General features: G+C 42.1%; 20 protein-coding genes and 1 pseudogene. 2 read left to right on the plus strand and 19 right to left on the minus strand.

The features are described 5' to 3' along the window. Positions 1-111 (plus strand): annotated as a pseudogene (locus AC1P5O_RS13835) (IS701 family transposase); the annotation flags it as partial. A 13-nt stretch (positions 112-124) separates the two neighbouring features. Here AC1P5O_RS13835 and AC1P5O_RS13840 read toward each other — a convergent pair. Both AC1P5O_RS13840 and mazG read right to left on the minus strand, forming a co-directional pair. Then, positions 125-370: a hypothetical protein gene (locus AC1P5O_RS13840; protein ID WP_499006190.1), complete on the minus strand. Its 246-nt coding sequence runs from the start codon at positions 368-370 to the stop codon at positions 125-127. Further along, entirely contained in the window at positions 330-1,142 is an 813-nt protein-coding gene (gene mazG, locus AC1P5O_RS13845) for a nucleoside triphosphate pyrophosphohydrolase (RefSeq protein ID WP_121980024.1), read from the minus strand. Before mazG ends, AC1P5O_RS13840 begins: the two co-directional genes overlap by 41 nt. Positions 1,143-1,233: 91 nt before the next feature. On the opposite strand from mazG, the gene AC1P5O_RS13850 reads away from it, so the two are divergent. Further along, positions 1,234-2,004 (plus strand): SDR family oxidoreductase, encoded by a 771-nt coding sequence (locus tag AC1P5O_RS13850; protein WP_348942291.1) that lies wholly within the window; start codon positions 1,234-1,236, stop codon positions 2,002-2,004. 20 nt (positions 2,005-2,024) lie between these two features. On the opposite strand, the gene AC1P5O_RS13855 is transcribed toward AC1P5O_RS13850, so the two are convergent. The 17 genes from AC1P5O_RS13855 to AC1P5O_RS13935 all read right to left on the minus strand — a co-directional run. Next, entirely contained in the window at positions 2,025-2,669 is a 645-nt protein-coding gene (locus tag AC1P5O_RS13855) for a 4'-phosphopantetheinyl transferase family protein (protein WP_121980025.1), read from the minus strand. 138 nt (positions 2,670-2,807) lie between these two features. Then, complete coding sequence (der, locus tag AC1P5O_RS13860) at positions 2,808-4,217, minus strand: ribosome biogenesis GTPase Der (protein ID WP_004278348.1); 1,410 nt, start codon at positions 4,215-4,217, stop codon at positions 2,808-2,810. A 168-nt stretch (positions 4,218-4,385) separates the two neighbouring features. Then, positions 4,386-5,534, minus strand: a complete 1,149-nt coding sequence (bamB, locus tag AC1P5O_RS13865; protein ID WP_085064516.1) for an outer membrane protein assembly factor BamB — start codon at positions 5,532-5,534, stop codon at positions 4,386-4,388. Continuing rightward, on the minus strand, positions 5,531-6,229 hold the full coding sequence (locus tag AC1P5O_RS13870; RefSeq protein ID WP_004278352.1) for a YfgM family protein: 699 nt from the start codon (positions 6,227-6,229) through the stop codon (positions 5,531-5,533). The genes bamB and AC1P5O_RS13870 overlap by 4 nt, the downstream gene beginning before the upstream one ends. A 30-nt stretch (positions 6,230-6,259) precedes the next feature. Then, positions 6,260-7,555 (minus strand): histidine--tRNA ligase, encoded by a 1,296-nt coding sequence (gene hisS / locus AC1P5O_RS13875; RefSeq protein WP_005261825.1) that lies wholly within the window; start codon positions 7,553-7,555, stop codon positions 6,260-6,262. A 3-nt stretch (positions 7,556-7,558) separates the two neighbouring features. After that, positions 7,559-8,680: a flavodoxin-dependent (E)-4-hydroxy-3-methylbut-2-enyl-diphosphate synthase gene (gene ispG, locus AC1P5O_RS13880; RefSeq protein ID WP_004278355.1), complete on the minus strand. Its 1,122-nt coding sequence runs from the start codon at positions 8,678-8,680 to the stop codon at positions 7,559-7,561. Positions 8,681-8,703: 23 nt separating this feature from the next. Continuing rightward, entirely contained in the window at positions 8,704-9,495 is a 792-nt protein-coding gene (locus AC1P5O_RS13885) for a helix-turn-helix domain-containing protein (RefSeq protein WP_262466553.1), read from the minus strand. Then, positions 9,486-10,241: a type IV pilus biogenesis/stability protein PilW gene (gene pilW / locus AC1P5O_RS13890; protein WP_017397895.1), complete on the minus strand. Its 756-nt coding sequence runs from the start codon at positions 10,239-10,241 to the stop codon at positions 9,486-9,488. Before pilW ends, AC1P5O_RS13885 begins: the two co-directional genes overlap by 10 nt. 59 nt (positions 10,242-10,300) lie before the next feature. After that, the gene (gene rlmN, locus AC1P5O_RS13895) at positions 10,301-11,536 is read right to left on the minus strand and encodes a dual-specificity RNA methyltransferase RlmN (protein ID WP_005107875.1); all 1,236 of its coding nucleotides are present in this window, start codon (positions 11,534-11,536) and stop codon (positions 10,301-10,303) included. A 122-nt stretch (positions 11,537-11,658) separates the two neighbouring features. After that, positions 11,659-12,090: a nucleoside-diphosphate kinase gene (gene ndk, locus AC1P5O_RS13900; RefSeq protein ID WP_004647460.1), complete on the minus strand. Its 432-nt coding sequence runs from the start codon at positions 12,088-12,090 to the stop codon at positions 11,659-11,661. 110 nt (positions 12,091-12,200) lie between these two features. Next, a complete protein-coding gene (gene iscX / locus AC1P5O_RS13905; RefSeq protein ID WP_004278360.1) occupies positions 12,201-12,401 on the minus strand; it encodes a Fe-S cluster assembly protein IscX in 201 nt (66 codons plus the stop codon). A gap of 87 nt (positions 12,402-12,488) precedes the next feature. After that, positions 12,489-13,040 carry a phosphatase PAP2 family protein gene (locus AC1P5O_RS13910; protein ID WP_262466554.1) on the minus strand — a complete coding sequence of 184 codons (552 nt, stop codon included), beginning with the start codon at positions 13,038-13,040 and terminating at the stop codon, positions 12,489-12,491. 20 nt (positions 13,041-13,060) lie between these two features. Continuing rightward, positions 13,061-14,305: a glycosyltransferase family 4 protein gene (locus AC1P5O_RS13915; protein ID WP_499006194.1), complete on the minus strand. Its 1,245-nt coding sequence runs from the start codon at positions 14,303-14,305 to the stop codon at positions 13,061-13,063. A 304-nt stretch (positions 14,306-14,609) separates the two neighbouring features. Next, entirely contained in the window at positions 14,610-15,026 is a 417-nt protein-coding gene (locus AC1P5O_RS13920; protein ID WP_004647457.1) for a hypothetical protein, read from the minus strand. A gap of 13 nt (positions 15,027-15,039) precedes the next feature. Next, positions 15,040-17,373: a fimbria/pilus outer membrane usher protein gene (locus AC1P5O_RS13925; protein ID WP_262466555.1), complete on the minus strand. Its 2,334-nt coding sequence runs from the start codon at positions 17,371-17,373 to the stop codon at positions 15,040-15,042. A 22-nt stretch (positions 17,374-17,395) separates the two neighbouring features. Then, the gene (locus AC1P5O_RS13930; RefSeq protein WP_004647455.1) at positions 17,396-18,100 is read right to left on the minus strand and encodes a fimbrial biogenesis chaperone; all 705 of its coding nucleotides are present in this window, start codon (positions 18,098-18,100) and stop codon (positions 17,396-17,398) included. A 76-nt stretch (positions 18,101-18,176) separates the two neighbouring features. Beyond that, positions 18,177-18,431 (minus strand): hypothetical protein (locus AC1P5O_RS13935; RefSeq protein ID WP_499006196.1); only part of this gene is annotated, 255 nt, incomplete at its 5' end.

An 18,431-nucleotide genomic window follows, 5' to 3' on the forward strand; every position in this document is an offset into this window, starting at 1 on the left:
GAAAATGTATATCGTTGGCAGAAGAAATTATTTAGACCAATTATCAAAAACTTCATTGATGACTTTATTCTCGATAAAAATCATCTGCTGCCACAGAGAATCTATAAATAATAGTGCGTAAGTCCTAACTGATTTTATCAGCAGCAGAAGATGCCGATAATGCAGGCTTCGCCAGATAGTGATTGCTTTCCGATGAAGCCGTAGCGGCAGTTTTTTTCTTCAGGCGGGCGTCATGTTGCTGTTGCTGGGTCTTCCATTCCATATAATCGGTCGCAGTCGCATGCGCTGTTCCGATAAAAATAAAGCCCAGCCAGCAACTCAGAAGAAGATTAATCCACGTTCGACCGATTTGATAAGGTATTTTTTTCATGTGCCGCTCTTTGTTTTAATTCTAATTTAGCCTGTTCCCACAGCTGATCAAGTTCAGCCAATGACAGCTTTTCCAGGTCTAATTGTTGTAATTGTGCCTGATCTTCTATTAAGGCAAAGCGGGTCCGGAATTTATGGATCGTCCCCAATAATGCCATCTCGCTGGAAATGCCAAGTTTACGACCAACATTCACCAGAGAAAATAAGCAGTCGCCAAATTCTTCCTGTATTTCATCGGAATTTTGTCCAGCTACCGCTTCTTTTAATTCAGCCAGCTCCTCTTCCAGCTTGGCATAGGCACTGGCCATGTCAGGAAAATCAAAACCGATTTTAGCGACATTTTTTTGAATTTCATCGGCCTGTACCAAAGCCGGCGCATGTTTAATATCATCCAGGCGTGAACGCGGCTTACCCTGCTTTTCTTGCTGTTTGATTTCTTTCCATAGCTCAGACACATCTTCCGGACTCATTTTTGCAAATTGTTCAGCCTGAAACACATGCGGATGACGGCGAACCAGTTTATCAGTAATGGCCTGTACGACATCCTGAAAATCGAAAGCCCCCTGCTCGCTATACATCTGCGACTGGAACACCACCTGTAACAGCAAATCACCCAGTTCATCACGGACATCATCGACTTTTCCGGAGCGGACTGCAGCTTCGACTTCGTAAGCTTCCTCAATCGCATATTTGGTCAGAGATTCGGGGGTTTGCTGCTGATCCCATGGACATTTTTCACGTAATTCGCGCATGACCTGGAGTAGTTGTTCCATGTTCAAAAACCTCTTTTTTTTACCAAATAGTCGCGTCAATCTGCCGGTTTCTTGCTATGCTCAAAAAAAAGACAATAAGGAGATCAAGCACATGCACAGTATATTGATTAGTGGGGCAGCACAAGGAATTGGTGCCGCGACAGCCGCCCTATTTTACCAGCACGGCTACAAGGTGGGCATTTATGATGTTCAGGTGGAGCAGGCAGAACAACTGGCCCAGCAACTGGGCGAACATGCCAAAGCCGGTTTTCTGGATGTAACTGACTACGCTTCCTGGGAAACAGCTTTAGCCGAATTTTCAGCTTGGGCAGGTGAAATCAATATTCTGGTGAATAATGCCGGAGTCTTATATTCAGGCCCTTTTGAAGATACCACCATTGCGGCACATCATCGAACTCTGGATATTAATATCAAAGGGGTCATGAACGGCTGTCATGCCGCTTTTCCTTATTTAAAAGAGTCTGCATTTGCTCGCATCATTAATCTATCTTCCGCTTCGGCGATTTATGGCCAGTCCGATTTAAGCAGTTATTCCACCAGCAAGTTTGCAGTGCGTGGCCTGACTGAAAGTCTGGATATTGAGTGGCAACCCTATGGGATTCGGGTCTTGGATGTGATGCCGCTTTTCGTCAGTACGGCCATGGTCAAAGATATGCAGGCAGAAAGTATTAAAAAAATGGGCGTGCATTTAAAAGCAGAAGAGGTTGCACAGGATATTCTGAAACTGGCACAGCTCAAAGATTCCATCTGGCAAGCCACCCATCATCCGGTTGGATTGAAAAGCCAGTTTTTATTTCATTTATCGCGAATGAGTCCACAATTTGTGAATCGACTAAGTAATCTGCTCATTTCCAGAAAATAAAATCTGAGATTGATTCTGGTCTAGACAATGTGATGAAGCTGAATCACCGGAAATTTCAGCCCTTTGCAAGAGTGCTCACTTTGCCAGGCCACGGTGAGCATGCAGTCAGCAACAGAATAATTTTGATAGGCATAGACGCCAATCTCTGGATGTTCGCAGCGTCCGCCATTTTGTTCAGGATGGATATTGGTATTGAGCTCATTCAGGTTTATCCGGATTCCCAAGCCTGATGCCTTTAACACCGCCTCTTTGGTGGTCCAGACTTTAAACCAGTATTCGGGATCATAAGCCAGCATTTTCCAATATTTTAATTCTTCGGGATGAAAGGCATGTTGTGCCAAAGCTTCAAAACGGACTTTACGATTCAGTTCTTCAATATCAATTCCTAAATTCTGAACTTGCTTGCTCGTGGCCAAGGCATAGAAATTATGGCTATGGCTATGATTAAAACTGAAGTCTGGATAGTCATTTAAATAAGGCTTGCCAAAATTCGTCCGCACCACCTGTTGATCGCTAACTGGCAATTCAAAAGATTGGGATAAAAGCTGATTGCGCAAAAATGCCACTTCGCGTTTCCGTTCGGCAATCTGGGTTTTGCGGTCTGACAATTGATCACAAGCCAGATCAGAAAGTTGATGCAGATGAATTTGAATCAGCCGAGCCACGTGAATCCATTAAAAAGATGTCAATTGATTTGAGTGTAAAAGAATTTACACTTTTATTGGGAGAGAAATTCATTATTTTCTCTAAACAAAAAGCCCGCTTTACGCAGGCTTTTTATCCGAAAAATTTAAACTATAGAATTAGCGTTTAAATTTCTTCTCGGCTTTCTTGAACTTCTGTACATAACGACGTTTACGCGCAGCTGCACGCTCATCCACTTGAGACTTACGGCCTTCAAACGGGTTTTCAGAAGTTTTAAACTCGATTTTAATCGGTGTACCTTCAAGCTTGTACACTTTACGGAACACGTTTTCCAAGTAACGACGATAATCCGCAGGGGTTTTATCCACCTTGTTACCATGAATCACGATCGTTGGCGGATTTTGTCCACCCATATGCGCATAACGCATTTTAATACGACGACCCTGAACCATCGGCGGTTGGTGGGCATCTGTCGCATCATTTAAAATCTGGGTGATTTTTGCCGGTGATACTTTCAAACGAGATGAATCATAAGCACGGTGAATCGATGGATAAAGATCGCCCACACCCGTTCCATGCAATGCAGAAATCAAATGTACTTTGGCCCATGGAATAAAATCGAAGCGACGCTCTACATCGAGCTTACATTGCTTACGATCATATTCAGTCATGTTATCCCATTTGTTGACTGCAATGACCATGGCACGACCCGCTTCAAGCGCATAGCCAATCAAATGCAAGTCCTGCTCAACAATACCATCACGCGCATCAACCACAACAACAATTACGTTGGCATCTTTCATCGCCTGTAAAGTTTTAACAATCGAGAATTTCTCAATCATTTCATCGACTTTACCTTTACGACGCACCCCGGCAGTATCAATCAGGGTGTATTGACGGCCATCACGCTCGAATGGAATATAAATCGAGTCACGTGTTGTACCCGGCTGGTCAAATGCCACCACACGCTCTTCACCGAGCAAGCGGTTCACCAGCGTGGATTTACCTACGTTCGGACGACCAATAATCGCTAAACGCAGACCCGTGTTTTTGTCATGCTCTTCCGGATTTTCATCTTCAGGTACATCAGCAAGTACATCTTCCAGCATCTGCTGAACACCACGACCATGGCTGGCTGCCACTTGTAGCGGCTCGCCCATACCCAGTTTGTAGAATTCAACCAAGGCAGCTTCAGCATGTACGCCGTCGACCTTGTTGGCCACCAGAAAGACTTTTTTGCCTAAAGTACGCAATTCACGGGCAATCTGTTCATCAGATGCCAGCAGTCCGGCACGCGCATCAACCACAAAAATGATGATATCGGCTTCATGAATGGCAGTCTTGGATTGCTCTGCCATATATGAATCAATACCACCTTCATTTTCGCCAATACCGCCGGTATCGACAACAATAAAGGATTTATTTTGATAGGTAGCATCGCCATATTTACGGTCGCGTGTCAGACCTGCAAAGTCTGCCACCAATGCGTCACGGCTCTTGGTAATCTGGTTGAACAGCGTCGATTTTCCGACGTTCGGACGACCAATGAGCGCAATTACGGGTTTCATAGAGTAACCTTTATTCAATATCAGGCGTCAAAGTGGCCTGAACATCAGAAAGCATAGGAAGATATAAGGGGGAAATACCCTAAATAAAAACACGGGGCATTGATTTTTCAATCACCCCGCGTTCACAAAAATACGGTTGTGGCTAGTTTAGCATAAGGCTCGTTAAAATTAACGGTTCTGCCAAATGCTTAATGCGCCCTTGCGTGTAGAAACATAAAGCTGGTTGTCGATGACGCGTAAGCTACGCACTTCCCCAGAAGTTTTCGAACGACCAGTAATCTGTCCAGTACGCGGATCAATCAGGTGCAAGACACCATCCAGATCACCGACTACAAGGTCAGTACCCAGCATCACCGGATTACTTAACTTGCGATTCAGCAACTGGTCATTTTCCCAAAGCGGTTGACCCGAAGTAATCTCAAAGGCTTTGATTTTGCCATCGGTTTGCGCCACAAATACACCATTGCCCACAACTTCTGGACGCTGGATACTGCTGGCATCTTCACTCCAGACCACCTGTTGTGAAGCTAAATCCAGCACAGTCACCTGACCTTGATAACTGGTGGTCACCACAAACTGGCCTGCAACGACCGGTTCCCCGTCAATATCAACCAGACGCTGGATATCAGAACGCCCATCCGACACTGCGACACGACGCTGTAATTTTGGCACACCGCTTAAGGCATCCAGTGCATAGATATAAGCATTGGAAGATGCAATCAGTACATTACGAGCATCTAATGCAACAGGTGCAGCCATGCCACGCAGGCTGAATTGTACATTAGGTAAGTTATAAGTCCAAACTTGCGCACCCGTCGCAATTTCATGCGCATATACTGTGCCGTCATTGCTAACACTAATGACACGCCCTGCATGAATCAGTGAAGGTGCCAGTAAAGCGCCAGTCAATTGCGCAGTCCATTTCTGATCGCCGGTTTGCTGATCCAGCGCAAACAGCTGACCTTTCTGGTTACCCACGACAACAAGACCTTCAGCAGCTTCAACACCAGAACTTAAATTGTCTTTGCTGACTTTTTTCTGCCACAGACGCTGTTTGCCTTTAAATGCAGACACTTCGCCTTTCGGATCAATTGCAAAGACCACACCATTATCTGCATCCAGACGTAAACGCAACGGATCAGCAGCATCTGTCGAAGCCACACTGGTGGAAAATACAGGGACCAGGGTTTTGGCTTGAGTCAGTTTTGGAAGTGGATTCGGTTTTACTTCTGGAACTTTATTGGTTTTACCCGCACAGCCAGCCAATGCAAGCGTTAAAACAGTCAAGGCACAGGTAATTTTGTATTTTCTATTCATTCAGCTTCTTCCGCTTGTGTTTCTATAATTGGGCGTTCGATTTCCGGATCATCGACCAATACGCCTACGCTTTCGAGCTTAATTTGTAAAATCTGACGTTCTTCTTTACGTTCAATCAAAGCATCCCATGCACTTTGATATACTTTTTTAGCATTTTCAATATCATTTTTGGCAACATAGATATCGCCACGTGCTTCATCGGCAGTTGCTTTAAATGCAGGCTCAGTGACTGCTTCTAAAGTTTTCAATGCAGCATCATATTTTTTCTGTGCCAGTTGTGCATAGGCCAGACGAAGTTTGACGACCTGAACCAGACCTTTATCGTCTACTTTCGAGTTTTCAACTTTCTGTAGCGCTTTCTCGGCCGCAGCATAATCTTCTTTGTCATAAGCCAGTTTAGCCATCACCAACTGGGTCTGAATCGCCTGAGCTGAATCAGGTGCTTCCTTGACAATCTTGTCCGCAGCTTCAGACAACTTGGCAAAACCATCACCTTTCGATGCCTGTGCATCATCCATCAACTGCTGAACCTTGGCAGTGTGCATTTGCGACTCTGCCAGGTTTTTCTTCTGCCAATATTCCCATCCAAAAAAGGCAATCAGCGCAATTAAAATCCCGGTAATCATCGAAGAACCATATTTCTTCGTAAAGGATTTTAAGCTTTCAAACTGTTCATCACCACTCATTGCGCTCATGAGATTACCCTTTTCCTAATGTTTTATCGATTATTTTGAAGAAATTTTAGTACTAAAAAATGCAACGAAGTCCGTAAATGGTACATTCGATTGCTCTGCGGTTGCCAGCTCTTTCACAGTAAACGCCTGAGCTTCCAGTTCACGTTCACCCAAAATCGCCGCATACAAAGCACCGGCTTGATCGGCCTTTTTCATTTGCGATTTCATTGAACCTTGTGAGCCTACTTTCAGACGAACCTGACTGTCTGTTGCTTCAAGCTGATCACGAATCTGCTCCGCAATGACCAAAGCTTTACCTTGAGAAGCCGGTTCAGCCACCAGGAATACTTCACAATCACGTGCCCGGGTATTGTCTTCAACCTGTTCAAGCAGAAGCAATAAACGCTCGATCCCCATAGCAAAACCGACCGCAGGGACAGACTGATCTGCCTTTCCTTTAAGTTGACCCACTAGACCGTCATAACGGCCACCGGCACACACTGTACCTTGTGAACCCAAGTGAGTTGTGGTCCATTCAAAAACAGTTTTGTTGTAGTAATCCAGACCACGTACCAGTTTTTGATTGATCACGAAGCTTACGCCTGCATCAGTCAAATACTGCTGTAACTGGGCAAAATGCGCCAGCGTTTCTTCACCCATAAAATCATGAAGTTTCGGTGCATTTTCCAAGATGCTTTGTGTTTTGGCATCTTTAGAATCCAGAATACGCAATGGATTCGTGGTCAGACGGCGCTGAGAATCTTCATCCAGATCCGCTTTATGCGACTCCAGGAATTCAACCAGTGCCGCACGATATGCTGCACGCTCATCCGACTCACCGAGTGTATTTAACTCAAGCTGAACCTTGTCTGCCACACCCATACGTTTCCACAGACGCGCCGTCATCAGAATCAGTTCTGCGTCCATATCCGGTGTTGCCACACCAAAGGTTTCCACACCAAACTGGTGGAACTGACGGTAACGGCCTTTTTGCGGTTTTTCATAACGGAACATGGGTCCGATATACCAAACACGAGGCGTCGCACCACGCAGCAGGTTATGCTCCAGCATGGCACGTACACAACCTGCCGTTCCTTCAGGACGTAGTGTCAAAGACTCAGGTGGATTACCCTTGTCGAGGAAGGTATACATCTCTTTTTCAACGATATCGGTTGCATCACCGATCGAACGTTTAAACAAATTAGTCTGTTCAACGATAGGCAAACGGATTTGTTGATAGCCATAGGCATCCATCAAACCGGATAGATGCTGTTCAAGACGTCTCCAAGCTGGGGTTTGCGTTGGGAGAATGTCATTAAAACCTTTGATTGCGACGATTGAACTCATGATCTACTCAGGAAAACTTGTACGAATAATTTCTTTAGATTTAGCTTCTTCAAGCTCGGTAACACGTTGACGAACCATGGTTTCGATTTCATCAACCAATTGATTCGTATCAATTAAATGGCTCTTTTCACCATTACGGTACACCAGTGAACGTGGTGCTGCACCTACGACACCAATATCCGCTTCTTTGGCTTCACCCGGACCATTGACCTTACAGCCAATGACCGAGACATCCATTGGGGTACGAATATCTTCTAAACGCTCTTCAAGTTGCTGCATCACGGAAATCACATTAAATTCCTGACGTGAACAGCTTGGGCAGGCAATGAAGTTAATCCCGTTTGAGCGCAGACCCAACGATTTCAGAATATCAAAACCAATTTTAATTTCTTCTTCAGGCTCGGCAGCCAGTGAAATACGCATGGTATCCCCGATGCCTTCCATCAGCAGACCACCCAAAGCGATCGCAGATTTAACCGAACCGGTACGGTAAATACCCGCTTCTGTGACACCCAGATGGAGCGGATTATCAATTTGCTGTGACAGCAAACGATACGCATCCATGGTCAGGAACACATTCGAGGCTTTGACTGAAATTTTGAATTCCTGGAAATCCAGACGGTCTAGAATATCGATATGGCGCATCGCAGATTCAAGCAAAGCCTGACCAGTCGGCTCGCCATATTTCTTTTGAATATCTTTTTCCAGGGAGCCGGCATTGACACCGATCCGCATGGAAATGTCGTTATGACGTGCCGCGGCCACGACTTCACGAATTTTCGCTTCAGAACCGATATTGCCCGGGTTAATCCGCAGGCAGTCTGCACCCAAATCGGCAACTGCCAAAGCAATTTTATAATCGAAGTGAATATCCGCCACCAAAGGTACATTGACCTGCTTGCGAATTTCACCAAATGCCGCCGCCGCTTCCATGGTAGGCACAGAAACCCGCATGATGTCCGCGCCTGCATCGACGCAGCGCTGGATCTGAGCAACCGTAGCTGCTACATCACAGGTTTCAGTATTGGTCATCGACTGGATACTGATTGGTGCATCCCCACCCACATAAACTGAACCCACACGAATTTTACGTGTTGGACGACGTTTAATTGGATTTACGATCATCGTTCTGCTCTACTCTTGATCTGTTAAGGTGATAAACGGAATTCTGCTTTTCCGTTCACAGTGTAGGGTGACAATGAAATATTTTCATTATTTAAACTGAGTGATACAGCCGATGCATCATCCAGACGAATCTGGAATGGCGCTTCACCATTCAGTTGCAAGCTCGATGCCTGACGGCCAGTTGCCAGAACATTACCCGCCGAGTCGACAATATGCACCGAAGTCGGACGGTTAAAATCAAGTTTCAGCTGATCACCGGAAAGTGCGGCACCTGTATCCAGATTCAGAATCTCGACATTAGAAGCGCCTACTCCAGAGACTTCACTGCTATTTTGTGAATTACTGCTCGACCAGTTCTGAATCATGGCAAACAGTGCGCCCAAAATCAGCAACAGTACCAGCGTAATAAAAATGCGCTTTAACCATTTACGATTGCGGTCACGTTTGGAACCTGGCAATTTCCCCATAATTTTAATAGGAGAATTGTTCAAGGCATGATTCGGCAGCAACCCGGTATCATTGGTATAAATTTCATCAAATCGCTGAATAATACTAGACGCATCTACACCCAGAAATTTGGCATAAGTCCGGTAATAACCTTTGATAAAGGTTGCTTCAGGCAAAGACTTATATTCATCCTGTTCCAGTGCAGTCAGGGTTTTGACCGGAATATTCAGCTCTTTCACTACATCTTCCAGATTGCGCTGCTGATTGATACGAATCTGGCGCAAGTACTCGCCCGGACGTTGAATATTTCCTAACGCATTTGGAGCTACGCTCGAATGATTCGATGGTGAATTAGGATTTACTTCCATACGGCCTCAGTACTGTACTGTAATTGCAAATAACGTTGGTATTCCTGGCTTTCAGGAAAAAGTGCACGTAACTGGTTGACCAATACCTGCATACCCAACTGATCACCTCCGGCACGCGCAGTGCGAATGCCAATCCAGAGTGCACGGGCACCCTGATTTTTCTGCCCCACACCACGCACAAACTGTTGATACATTTGTGTCGCCGCCGGGAACTGCTGGTTCAAATAAAATATTTCTGCCAACTCTAACATTGAAATATAAGAATCGCGATTGGCTTGCAGCGCCTGTTTGAATGATTTTTCAGCATTTGCTGTATCACCCAGTTTCAGGTAAATCCGCCCCATATTTTCCAGTGCGCGGAATCGCTGATCATAACCCAACGTGGCACCAGCAATTTGAAACTGCTCGATCGCATCATTATAGCGTTCAAGCTGATATAAATAAGTGCCGTAATTATTTCGTGCCTGCGCATTTTTCGGATCTGCCGAAATCGCGCGCTTGAAATAATGATCTGCTTTTTCGAGATTAAGCTTACTACCTTCCTGTTGCAGTAGCACGCCCATCATCATATTTGCTTGAGAATCACGCGGAGTAGTCTCAAGGGCCTGATCCAGCGCACGTTTGGCTGCATCCAGGTCACCTGTTCTCAGATATTCTACCGCCAATTGGGTACGGACTTTGGTGGCCTTTTCAGGATCTTTCTGACCCAAATCTGGCGTCTGACACGCGACTAAAACCAAAGACACACATACTGTTGAAATCAAAGCAAACTTTGATGTTAGATTTCTCAACTGGCGACCTCTTATTATCCTTGTGAGCGCATGATCTCATTCGATTGCGCAATTTTCTTTTTCCACTGTTCCGCACGACGGGTACGGTCAGCAACTTGTCCGACTAACTGTCCGCACGCGGCATCAATGTCATCACCGCGTGTCTGACGAATCGTACACACAAAACCGGCATCAGACAAAGTTTTTTGGAAAGAAATAATCCGGTTGCGGCTTGAGCGGCCATATGGCGCATGCGGGAACGGATTAAAAGGAATCAAATTAATCTTGCTTGGCAAATTCTTCAACAGCTTAATCATTTGCTGGGCATGTTCAGGATGGTCATTCACGCCATCTAACATCACATATTCAATCGTCACGTGTTTACGTGAACTTTCATTCCCATCTTTGGCAATATAACGCTGACATGCAGCAATCAGCTGCTCAAGCGGATATTTTTTATTGATCGGCACCAGCTCATTACGAAGTTCATCATTGGGTGCGTGCAGTGAAATAGCCAGCGCCACGTCAATATCTTTGACCATTTGATCGATTTTCGGCACCACACCTGAAGTCGATAAAGTCACCCGACGTTTTGACATGCCGTATGCAAAGTCATCCAGCATCACACGCATCGAGTTCAACACGGCATCGTAGTTGAGCAATGGCTCGCCCATGCCCATCATCACCACGTTGGTCACTGAACGCTCACGCTCAAGCACGGGCACATCTTCCATATAGGAATAGTTTGCCATCCACAGCTGACCGATAATTTCTGCCTGGGTCAAATCACGCTGAAAACCCTGTTTGCCGGTCGAACAGAATGAACAGTCCAGTGCACAGCCCACTTGTGAAGAAATACACAAAGTGCGACGTAAACCGCTACGATGTTCAGCAGGAATCAGTACCGTTTCAACAAGAGAACCTTCGCCATCGCCAACACGGAAGACCCATTTACGGGTACCATCTTTAGAATAGTTTTTATGCACCACTTCAGGCGCTTTAATTTCACAAATCTTTTCTAATTTTTCACGCAGTTTCCCTGAAATATTGGTCATTTCAGCAAAATCAGTCACAAAAAATTGGTGAATCCATTTCATCACCTGCCCGGCACGAAACTTCTTCTCACCCATGTCCTCAAAGAATTTTTCCATTTGCGGACGTGACATGCCAAGTAAATTCACTTTCTCGACAGTATTTGCCTGTGCTGGAGCGGATGGAGTGTGTTGCTGCGGCTCAGAAACTGCTGATACAGCGACTGCTTCAGTACTCATGTGTATTACCTAAACCATGTCTAAAGATAAAAGGAGAAGCTCAATATGTGAGCAAAGAATTATTCAGAGAATAAAAAAACCAGATAAGTATAATAACACTTATCTGGCTTGAATACTGCGAATTAACGAGTACGTGGAGCAATCTCAGTTTGAGCGAAGAAGTAGTTAACTTCACGATCAGCAGATGCTACAGAGTCAGAACCGTGAGCAGCGTTTTCGTCGATGCTTACAGCGAAATCTGCACGGATAGTACCAGGAGCAGCTTCTTTAGGATTCGTCGCACCAAGGATGTCACGGTGAGCAAGAACAGCGTTTTCGCCTTCAAGAACTGAAACAACAACTGGACCAGAAGTCATAAATGCAACTAGGTCAGCAAAGAAACCACGTTCTTTGTGCTCAGCATAGAAGCCTTCAGCTTCAGCTTGAGTCAAATGTTTCATTTTAGTTGCAACAATTTGAAGACCAGCTTTCTCGAAACGAGCAAAGATGTCGCCGATGTGGTTTTTAGCAACTGCGTCTGGTTTAACGATAGATAAAGTACGTTCGATAGCCATGATAGGCTCCTTAAGTCAATTGTTGACATGAAAATTTGGCGCATTATACCGAGATAATGCGCATTTTTCTGCTTTTCATCTGTAAAAAAATGCTTTTTTAAGATGAGGCCTTAGCGTGCCTCGTCAATCCATGCCATTTGAATGGCTTCAAGCAAACCTTCAGTCGACTTGGTTGGATCATCTTCAAACTCAGGCAAAGCACACACCCAGGCATGTAAATCAGTAAAACGAATCCACTGCGGGTCCACATCTGGATGCGCTTCATAGAGTTCAATCGCGATATCGAGCGTGTCAGTCCAACGTAAACCCATCTCTATTTCTCACCATAATTGCTTTGATGCTGTACTTTAACAAATCTGTGAAAATCTGCGAGCCTTTGCTCCGGCTTTCACTTATTTTTACAGCACAATATTCAGATAAGGCGCGGTCAGGACAATGGCAATTGCCATCATGCCACCCAGAATTGCGCCAACTGCCACATCACTTGGATAATGCAATCCCAGCACCATTCGGGACACTGCGACCAGAACCGTAAAAGGCAACATCAGCATCAGTAATAAAGGTGCGACATAACCTAAAACGGTGGTTGCCATCACGGCATGCAAGGTATGCCCGGAAGGAAAACTGAAATGATCCAGTGGATGCTCACCCAAACGGATCACTTGATGTACCTGATAAGGACGTGGTCGTACAGTTTTGATTTTAAGCACCTTGTAAATCATAGTACCTATAGCACTTCCCAAAATCAGATAAACAATCTGCACGGTATAGATCAAGCCTTGCATGATCCAAACCAGTATCAGCATGAAATACCAAAATGCACCATTTCCTAAGCGGCTAATCATTTTAAAAAAAGTGGCAATACGGACTGAATGCGAAAAATGATTCAGATAAACACAGCCTTTCAAATCGATTTCTAAAAATTTAATCTTTACATTCTGGAGTTTCACACTGGTGCTCCTTTCTTGTTTTATATCCTGTATTCCTGATGCTGTATCAGTGAATACAGTGCCTGTTCAAATTGCCGGACCGGATATTGCCAGCCTACTTTTTCGGCTTTTTTACGTGCTTGCGCACCCATCTGCTGCAATTTTTGCTGATCAGGCAATCCGAGCATCTGCTGGATCAACCCCTGCTGATGTCCAAGTCTACTCAACCATCCCGTTTCACCATGCTGCACATGCAAGTTTGCACAAGCATAATCATAAGCAATCACTGGCAAGCCACTGGCCATCGCTTCCAATACCACATTTCCAAAGGTTTCAACCTGACTGGCAAAACAGAAGACATCTGCACTGGCATACGCCGCTGACAGTTTTTCTCCTGTCAAGCTACCGGTAAAAACAATACTGCCATCCTGATTCAGTTGTTGCAGTCGAGTGCGATCCGGCCCATCTCCAACCACCACCAAACGTATATCTTGCTGACGAACTTGGCGCAGCACAAAATAGGTTTTGATCAGCACGTCAATTTCCTTTTCAGGGGAAAGCCGTCCGACATACAACATCACCCGGGTCTCGTTTGAAACTCCCCAAGCATAGCGCAAATCTGGTGATCGCCACTTTGGTGAAAATGTATCTGGATCGACGCCTCTGCCCACAACTGCCAAGGGACAAGTCACACCAAACTGATTTAAGGCTTGAGCCGTGCCTCGACTCGGAACACAGGTCAAATCAGTATTATTATGAAACCACTTTAAATAGCCTTGAATTGGCTTCAGTAAAAAAGCCAAATCAAAAAATCGACTAAATTCCTGAAATGACGAGTGAAAACCGCTAGAAACCGGAATTTTATGGAATTTTGCAAGCTGTTGAGCTACCAGACCCAAAGGACCTTCGGTCACGACATGGATAATATCGGGTGTAAAAGTTTCAACAGCTTGATGGATTTTTAAAAATTGCGGCCTACCAAACTGCAAATTACTATATTTAGGAATGCAATGCGCTTTAACTAGACATTCGCTATGCGGCTTAAAATCGTTATAGGCTTGTCGTTGTTCCGGACGAATTAATAAAATCTTATGCCCCTGTTTTTGTAATCCTTTACACAGTTGCAATAAAGCATGGGCAACCCCATTGATTTCAGGAGACCAGGTTTCAGTCACAATGGCTATTTTGAGACGAGGACGAGTCAACTCTTCCAAAGGCAGGGTCATTTTTGTTTTTTGCTGTCGCAACTGTTTTAAGTCAAAGCTAATATTTTGAAGTGCAGACATTTTTTTCGATAACGCTGAGGTGCAGGGCTGTTCCATATCACACCTATGTGATTATATTTTAAGCTAAAGTCTAATGCTTATTTATTGCATTTTAATGATATTACCCCCTTCTCTCATTTTATTCGGAAGTTGATGTACTTATAGAGATATCTAATTAACTTGACTAACAATTAAGAGTAAATTAACTCACCTATTCATAACCATAGCTCATGCCTAAAAAATCCAGTCAGAAAGCTTCAAAATCTGGTTAAAGGACTTAAATAGACCAAAATCCAATTCTCTTTTAAGAGCCAACTAAAAGAATTCAGTAGATAAGATCCACATATAAACTGTCTTTATAAACTCCAGCTGGGGTCAAAGCAGAAGGTTGTTCAGCTAGTTGTACCAATACAATAAATTTACTTAGGCTAGTTGCCGGTTGGGATATCGGCATATTCCAACGGGATGAGGTCGCCCCAGAAATATACATTTGTGTTCTTATTTTATGATTGTGCTCATTAACCAAATAACTACTGCCATTAGTGCTGGTTAAGTTTCTAGAATTAAATTGAATAGCATAACTACTATCACACCTTACGATAAAAGAAGTCGCAGCTTGGCTCAGATAAGAGGAGTTCAATTTGAGTTCTGATGCTGTCGATCGATCAATCTGACAACGTTGGGCATGACTTAGACTGGTTAATAATAGAGAGAACACAAGTACAGTAAATTTAAGTTTCATTATTTTTCATCCTTTATTTACAGATAAGCGTAGATAGTCCGCTTTCTTCTTTTTGATTTTCTGTAACCGTCAATTGTGCAAAGCAAGTTTTAGATTCGGTGCTGATGATTTTAATATTGTAAGTATTTGGAATAAGCCCATATAGAGTGACCGTACCGTTCGATGAGATAGGATAAACCTCCCCACCATCATTATCGATATATAACTCTGAACCAGCTGTGAATTTATGATTATTACTATCTACAGGCAAAATCGTGACCTGTTTTGTATTATATATAGGGAAATTAATAATATACCCCCGCTGATCTAAAGCAGTAAGCCTCTTGGTTGCATAAGGAATCTTATCTTCGACTGGTAATTGATTCTGATCAAAACCAATATCATAATTTACATAAGGAATAATATCATGAACAAAGGTATAGCCTTTCTTATTCGTTTTATCTACTACAGATAAAGACCTTAAAACATCGACATCCTGATAATCTCCCACACTAACAACAGAAAATGCATTATCAACCAACTTGGTAAAATTGAATTTATTATTAAGAAAAACAACCGCACCACGATAGTTTAATTGTGATTCAGACTCATTATCTCCCTCTATATGATAAAAACCTAAATCCCCAACATCTGTTTTCAATCGCCCATTGAAATTATATAGTGTTTCATCTTCGAGTCTATTTACACCTGTTTCATAGTCAAATCCAACCTGATTAGGATTACTTTTTACAAATTGCAATTTAGTTCTTTCATCTGTTGAATGACTAAAATAAACTGCTTTATCATCATCAAAACTATAGCTAAGTGATAAGACAACTCCAGAATCCCGATCATTACCAAATGAGCTAAAATAACTCAAACCTAGGCTTCCCTTCCTACCTAGCCGACGATTAAACCCTAAATTTAAAGTTTTACGATCATTTTGAAAAAATGAAGGAATCTCATCTTCCACGCGTATTTCTTGCTGATGAAAACTCTGGGCAGCATAATTCAAATAAATATTATGCAAGAGAGGAATATTGCTCATTCCCCCATAAATTAAATATTCATACTTAGGATAACTATAAAAATTATCCAGGTCATCACCTAAATATTTAAAATCTCTTTCTGTATATTTCGCACTTGCACCAAGTGAAACTCTTCCGAAATCCTTTGCAGCAGATAATCCATATGAATAATTAAAATTATTAAGTTCATCGTGTGAAGCTTGAACTACACTATCCAAAACCAAATAATGACTAATAGCTTGAGTCCATAGAAAGCCTAAATTTTGCAAGTCTTCGCTATAAGAAAAATTAGAACCAAGTGTTGTCCAATTAGATACCCCATAACGATAATAAAGGTTAGAGAAAAAATTACGATAGTCATTACTTTCTATATTATAGTTATAACGCAACTTTCCTAATGAAACATTATATTCACTAAGATCAGATCTTAATAGCCGATTCGTCACCAGAATAGGAAAACTTTGTACACTCCTATTCCCTAACACATCTTCAACAATAATTTGTGCATTTCCTGCCTGTTGAATTTGTGCACCAGTTTGAAGATTGAAATCACCAGGACTGACTCTTTGGCTATATATACTTACCCCATTAATATACAAATCAACTGTAGAAGGAACACGCGCACTTCCCTGTAAGATTGGAGTATTCCAATAAATAAAATTTGGTCGCTCAGCAAAATTAGTTCCCCAGTTTAAACCGGCAAAACGTAAAGAATTAATTAATGGATTATATACTGTAGTTGTATCTCCTAAAGTAAGCTGAGTCATACTTTTAGGAAATTCAAACTCAATACTAGTACTGAGTCGAGTAAAATACTCATTCAAAGGATGATTATAATATGCTATTGAGTTCTTAAAAATCCAATAGTCTTTAAAGACACCCAGATCTGTCAGGCCGTTATATAAAGAATTCGTTTCTCTGTCTATTTTTGAATTTAAATAGGTAAAATCATAATTTACGAAACCTCCAAAACTGGCTCTCTCTGGCATAGTCTGCAACTGGGAGATCTGTGTACTTGATTTAAACAGTTGGGTAGGTATGGTGAGATTAATTGTTTGCTTAGAGGCATCGAAATTAGATTGAATATTCCGGTCCGAAATAAGACAAAACTCATCCCGAGAAGCCATTTTTGATAATTTAGATATATCAATATCTCGTTCCGACAATATATTGCACTCTATGTAAAAATTATCATCACTTTTTATTAAAATAATATCTATATTATGATCAAGCTCATTTATCCAAAGATTAGCAAAAAATTCATCAGGATTCTGGTTAGCATTAGCATTACATAAGAATAAAATATTAACTAGAATAATTATTTTTCTATTTAACTGCATAATATAATCCTTAATTATAATTTTAATCCATAAGCTTTAACTCTATTTCCTCATGCGACTTATCTGTCATTACTTTAACAAAATAATTACGAGGATTATTTATTTTAACCCCTTCCAACTCATAAAAAATACTCTTATCTTTAAGTACATATTTCATATTATTACTAGTAAAAACTTCTTTCTTATTAGAATCTAAAATTTGTAACTTTGAAATTTGAATATGAGATTCTGCTTTATTTTTAACTATAAGCTTATCATTCTCAATATTAAAATTTAATTTTAAGTTATCTTGCTTTCCAATAAATAATGGCAGGTTAAAATTCATCAAGAAAGTAATAGATGATTCTTTTACAGGTTGAGGTAATTCCTCAATTACAATGCGCCAGGCACCCTCTTCCCGACCATCCAATACAGATACTATTGGACGATTAAAACCAACACGTATAACTTGTTTCCCATTAGGTTTTAAAATAAAATTTCTTGGATTAATTATAAGAGTATCATCCTTCTCCAACACATCTTCACCTTTATCATTTTGATCCCATTTAAATGCTTTCACCTCAAATATCTTTTTTTCTACTTCATTTATAGACTCTAAAGTAAGTGTTGTTGTTTTTTGTTTTTTATCATTAAATATATACATTTGTACTGGATCAATTGCAACATCAGCCTTCCCGCCAGAAAAATAAAAAAAAGATAAAAAAAATAATATAGTTGTTTTTCTCATATTATAATTTTCCATTTAAAAGTATAATGAGGCAACCTAACCCGACATAAATATCAGGTTAGGTTGATTAAATAAATTAGTAGTAAGCTTTAATTAGATAGCGATCGGTATAATTACCTGCTAACTGTGTAGCATCAACTGCAGTATTGGTAACTGCAAGTGTATAATTATCAACTGCTTGACCAGCATGATTTGAATTACCAAAGGCTTTGTTGCACAAACCTATCTGTAAAGGCTTTTTCAGCGATATAATTTTCAAATGAAGAAGCCTACACACAAAATCTACCGCACAACCAATTGGCCCGCATATAACCGAGCACTCATGAGTCGC

It is taken from the genome of Prolinoborus fasciculus (assembly GCF_056724605.1).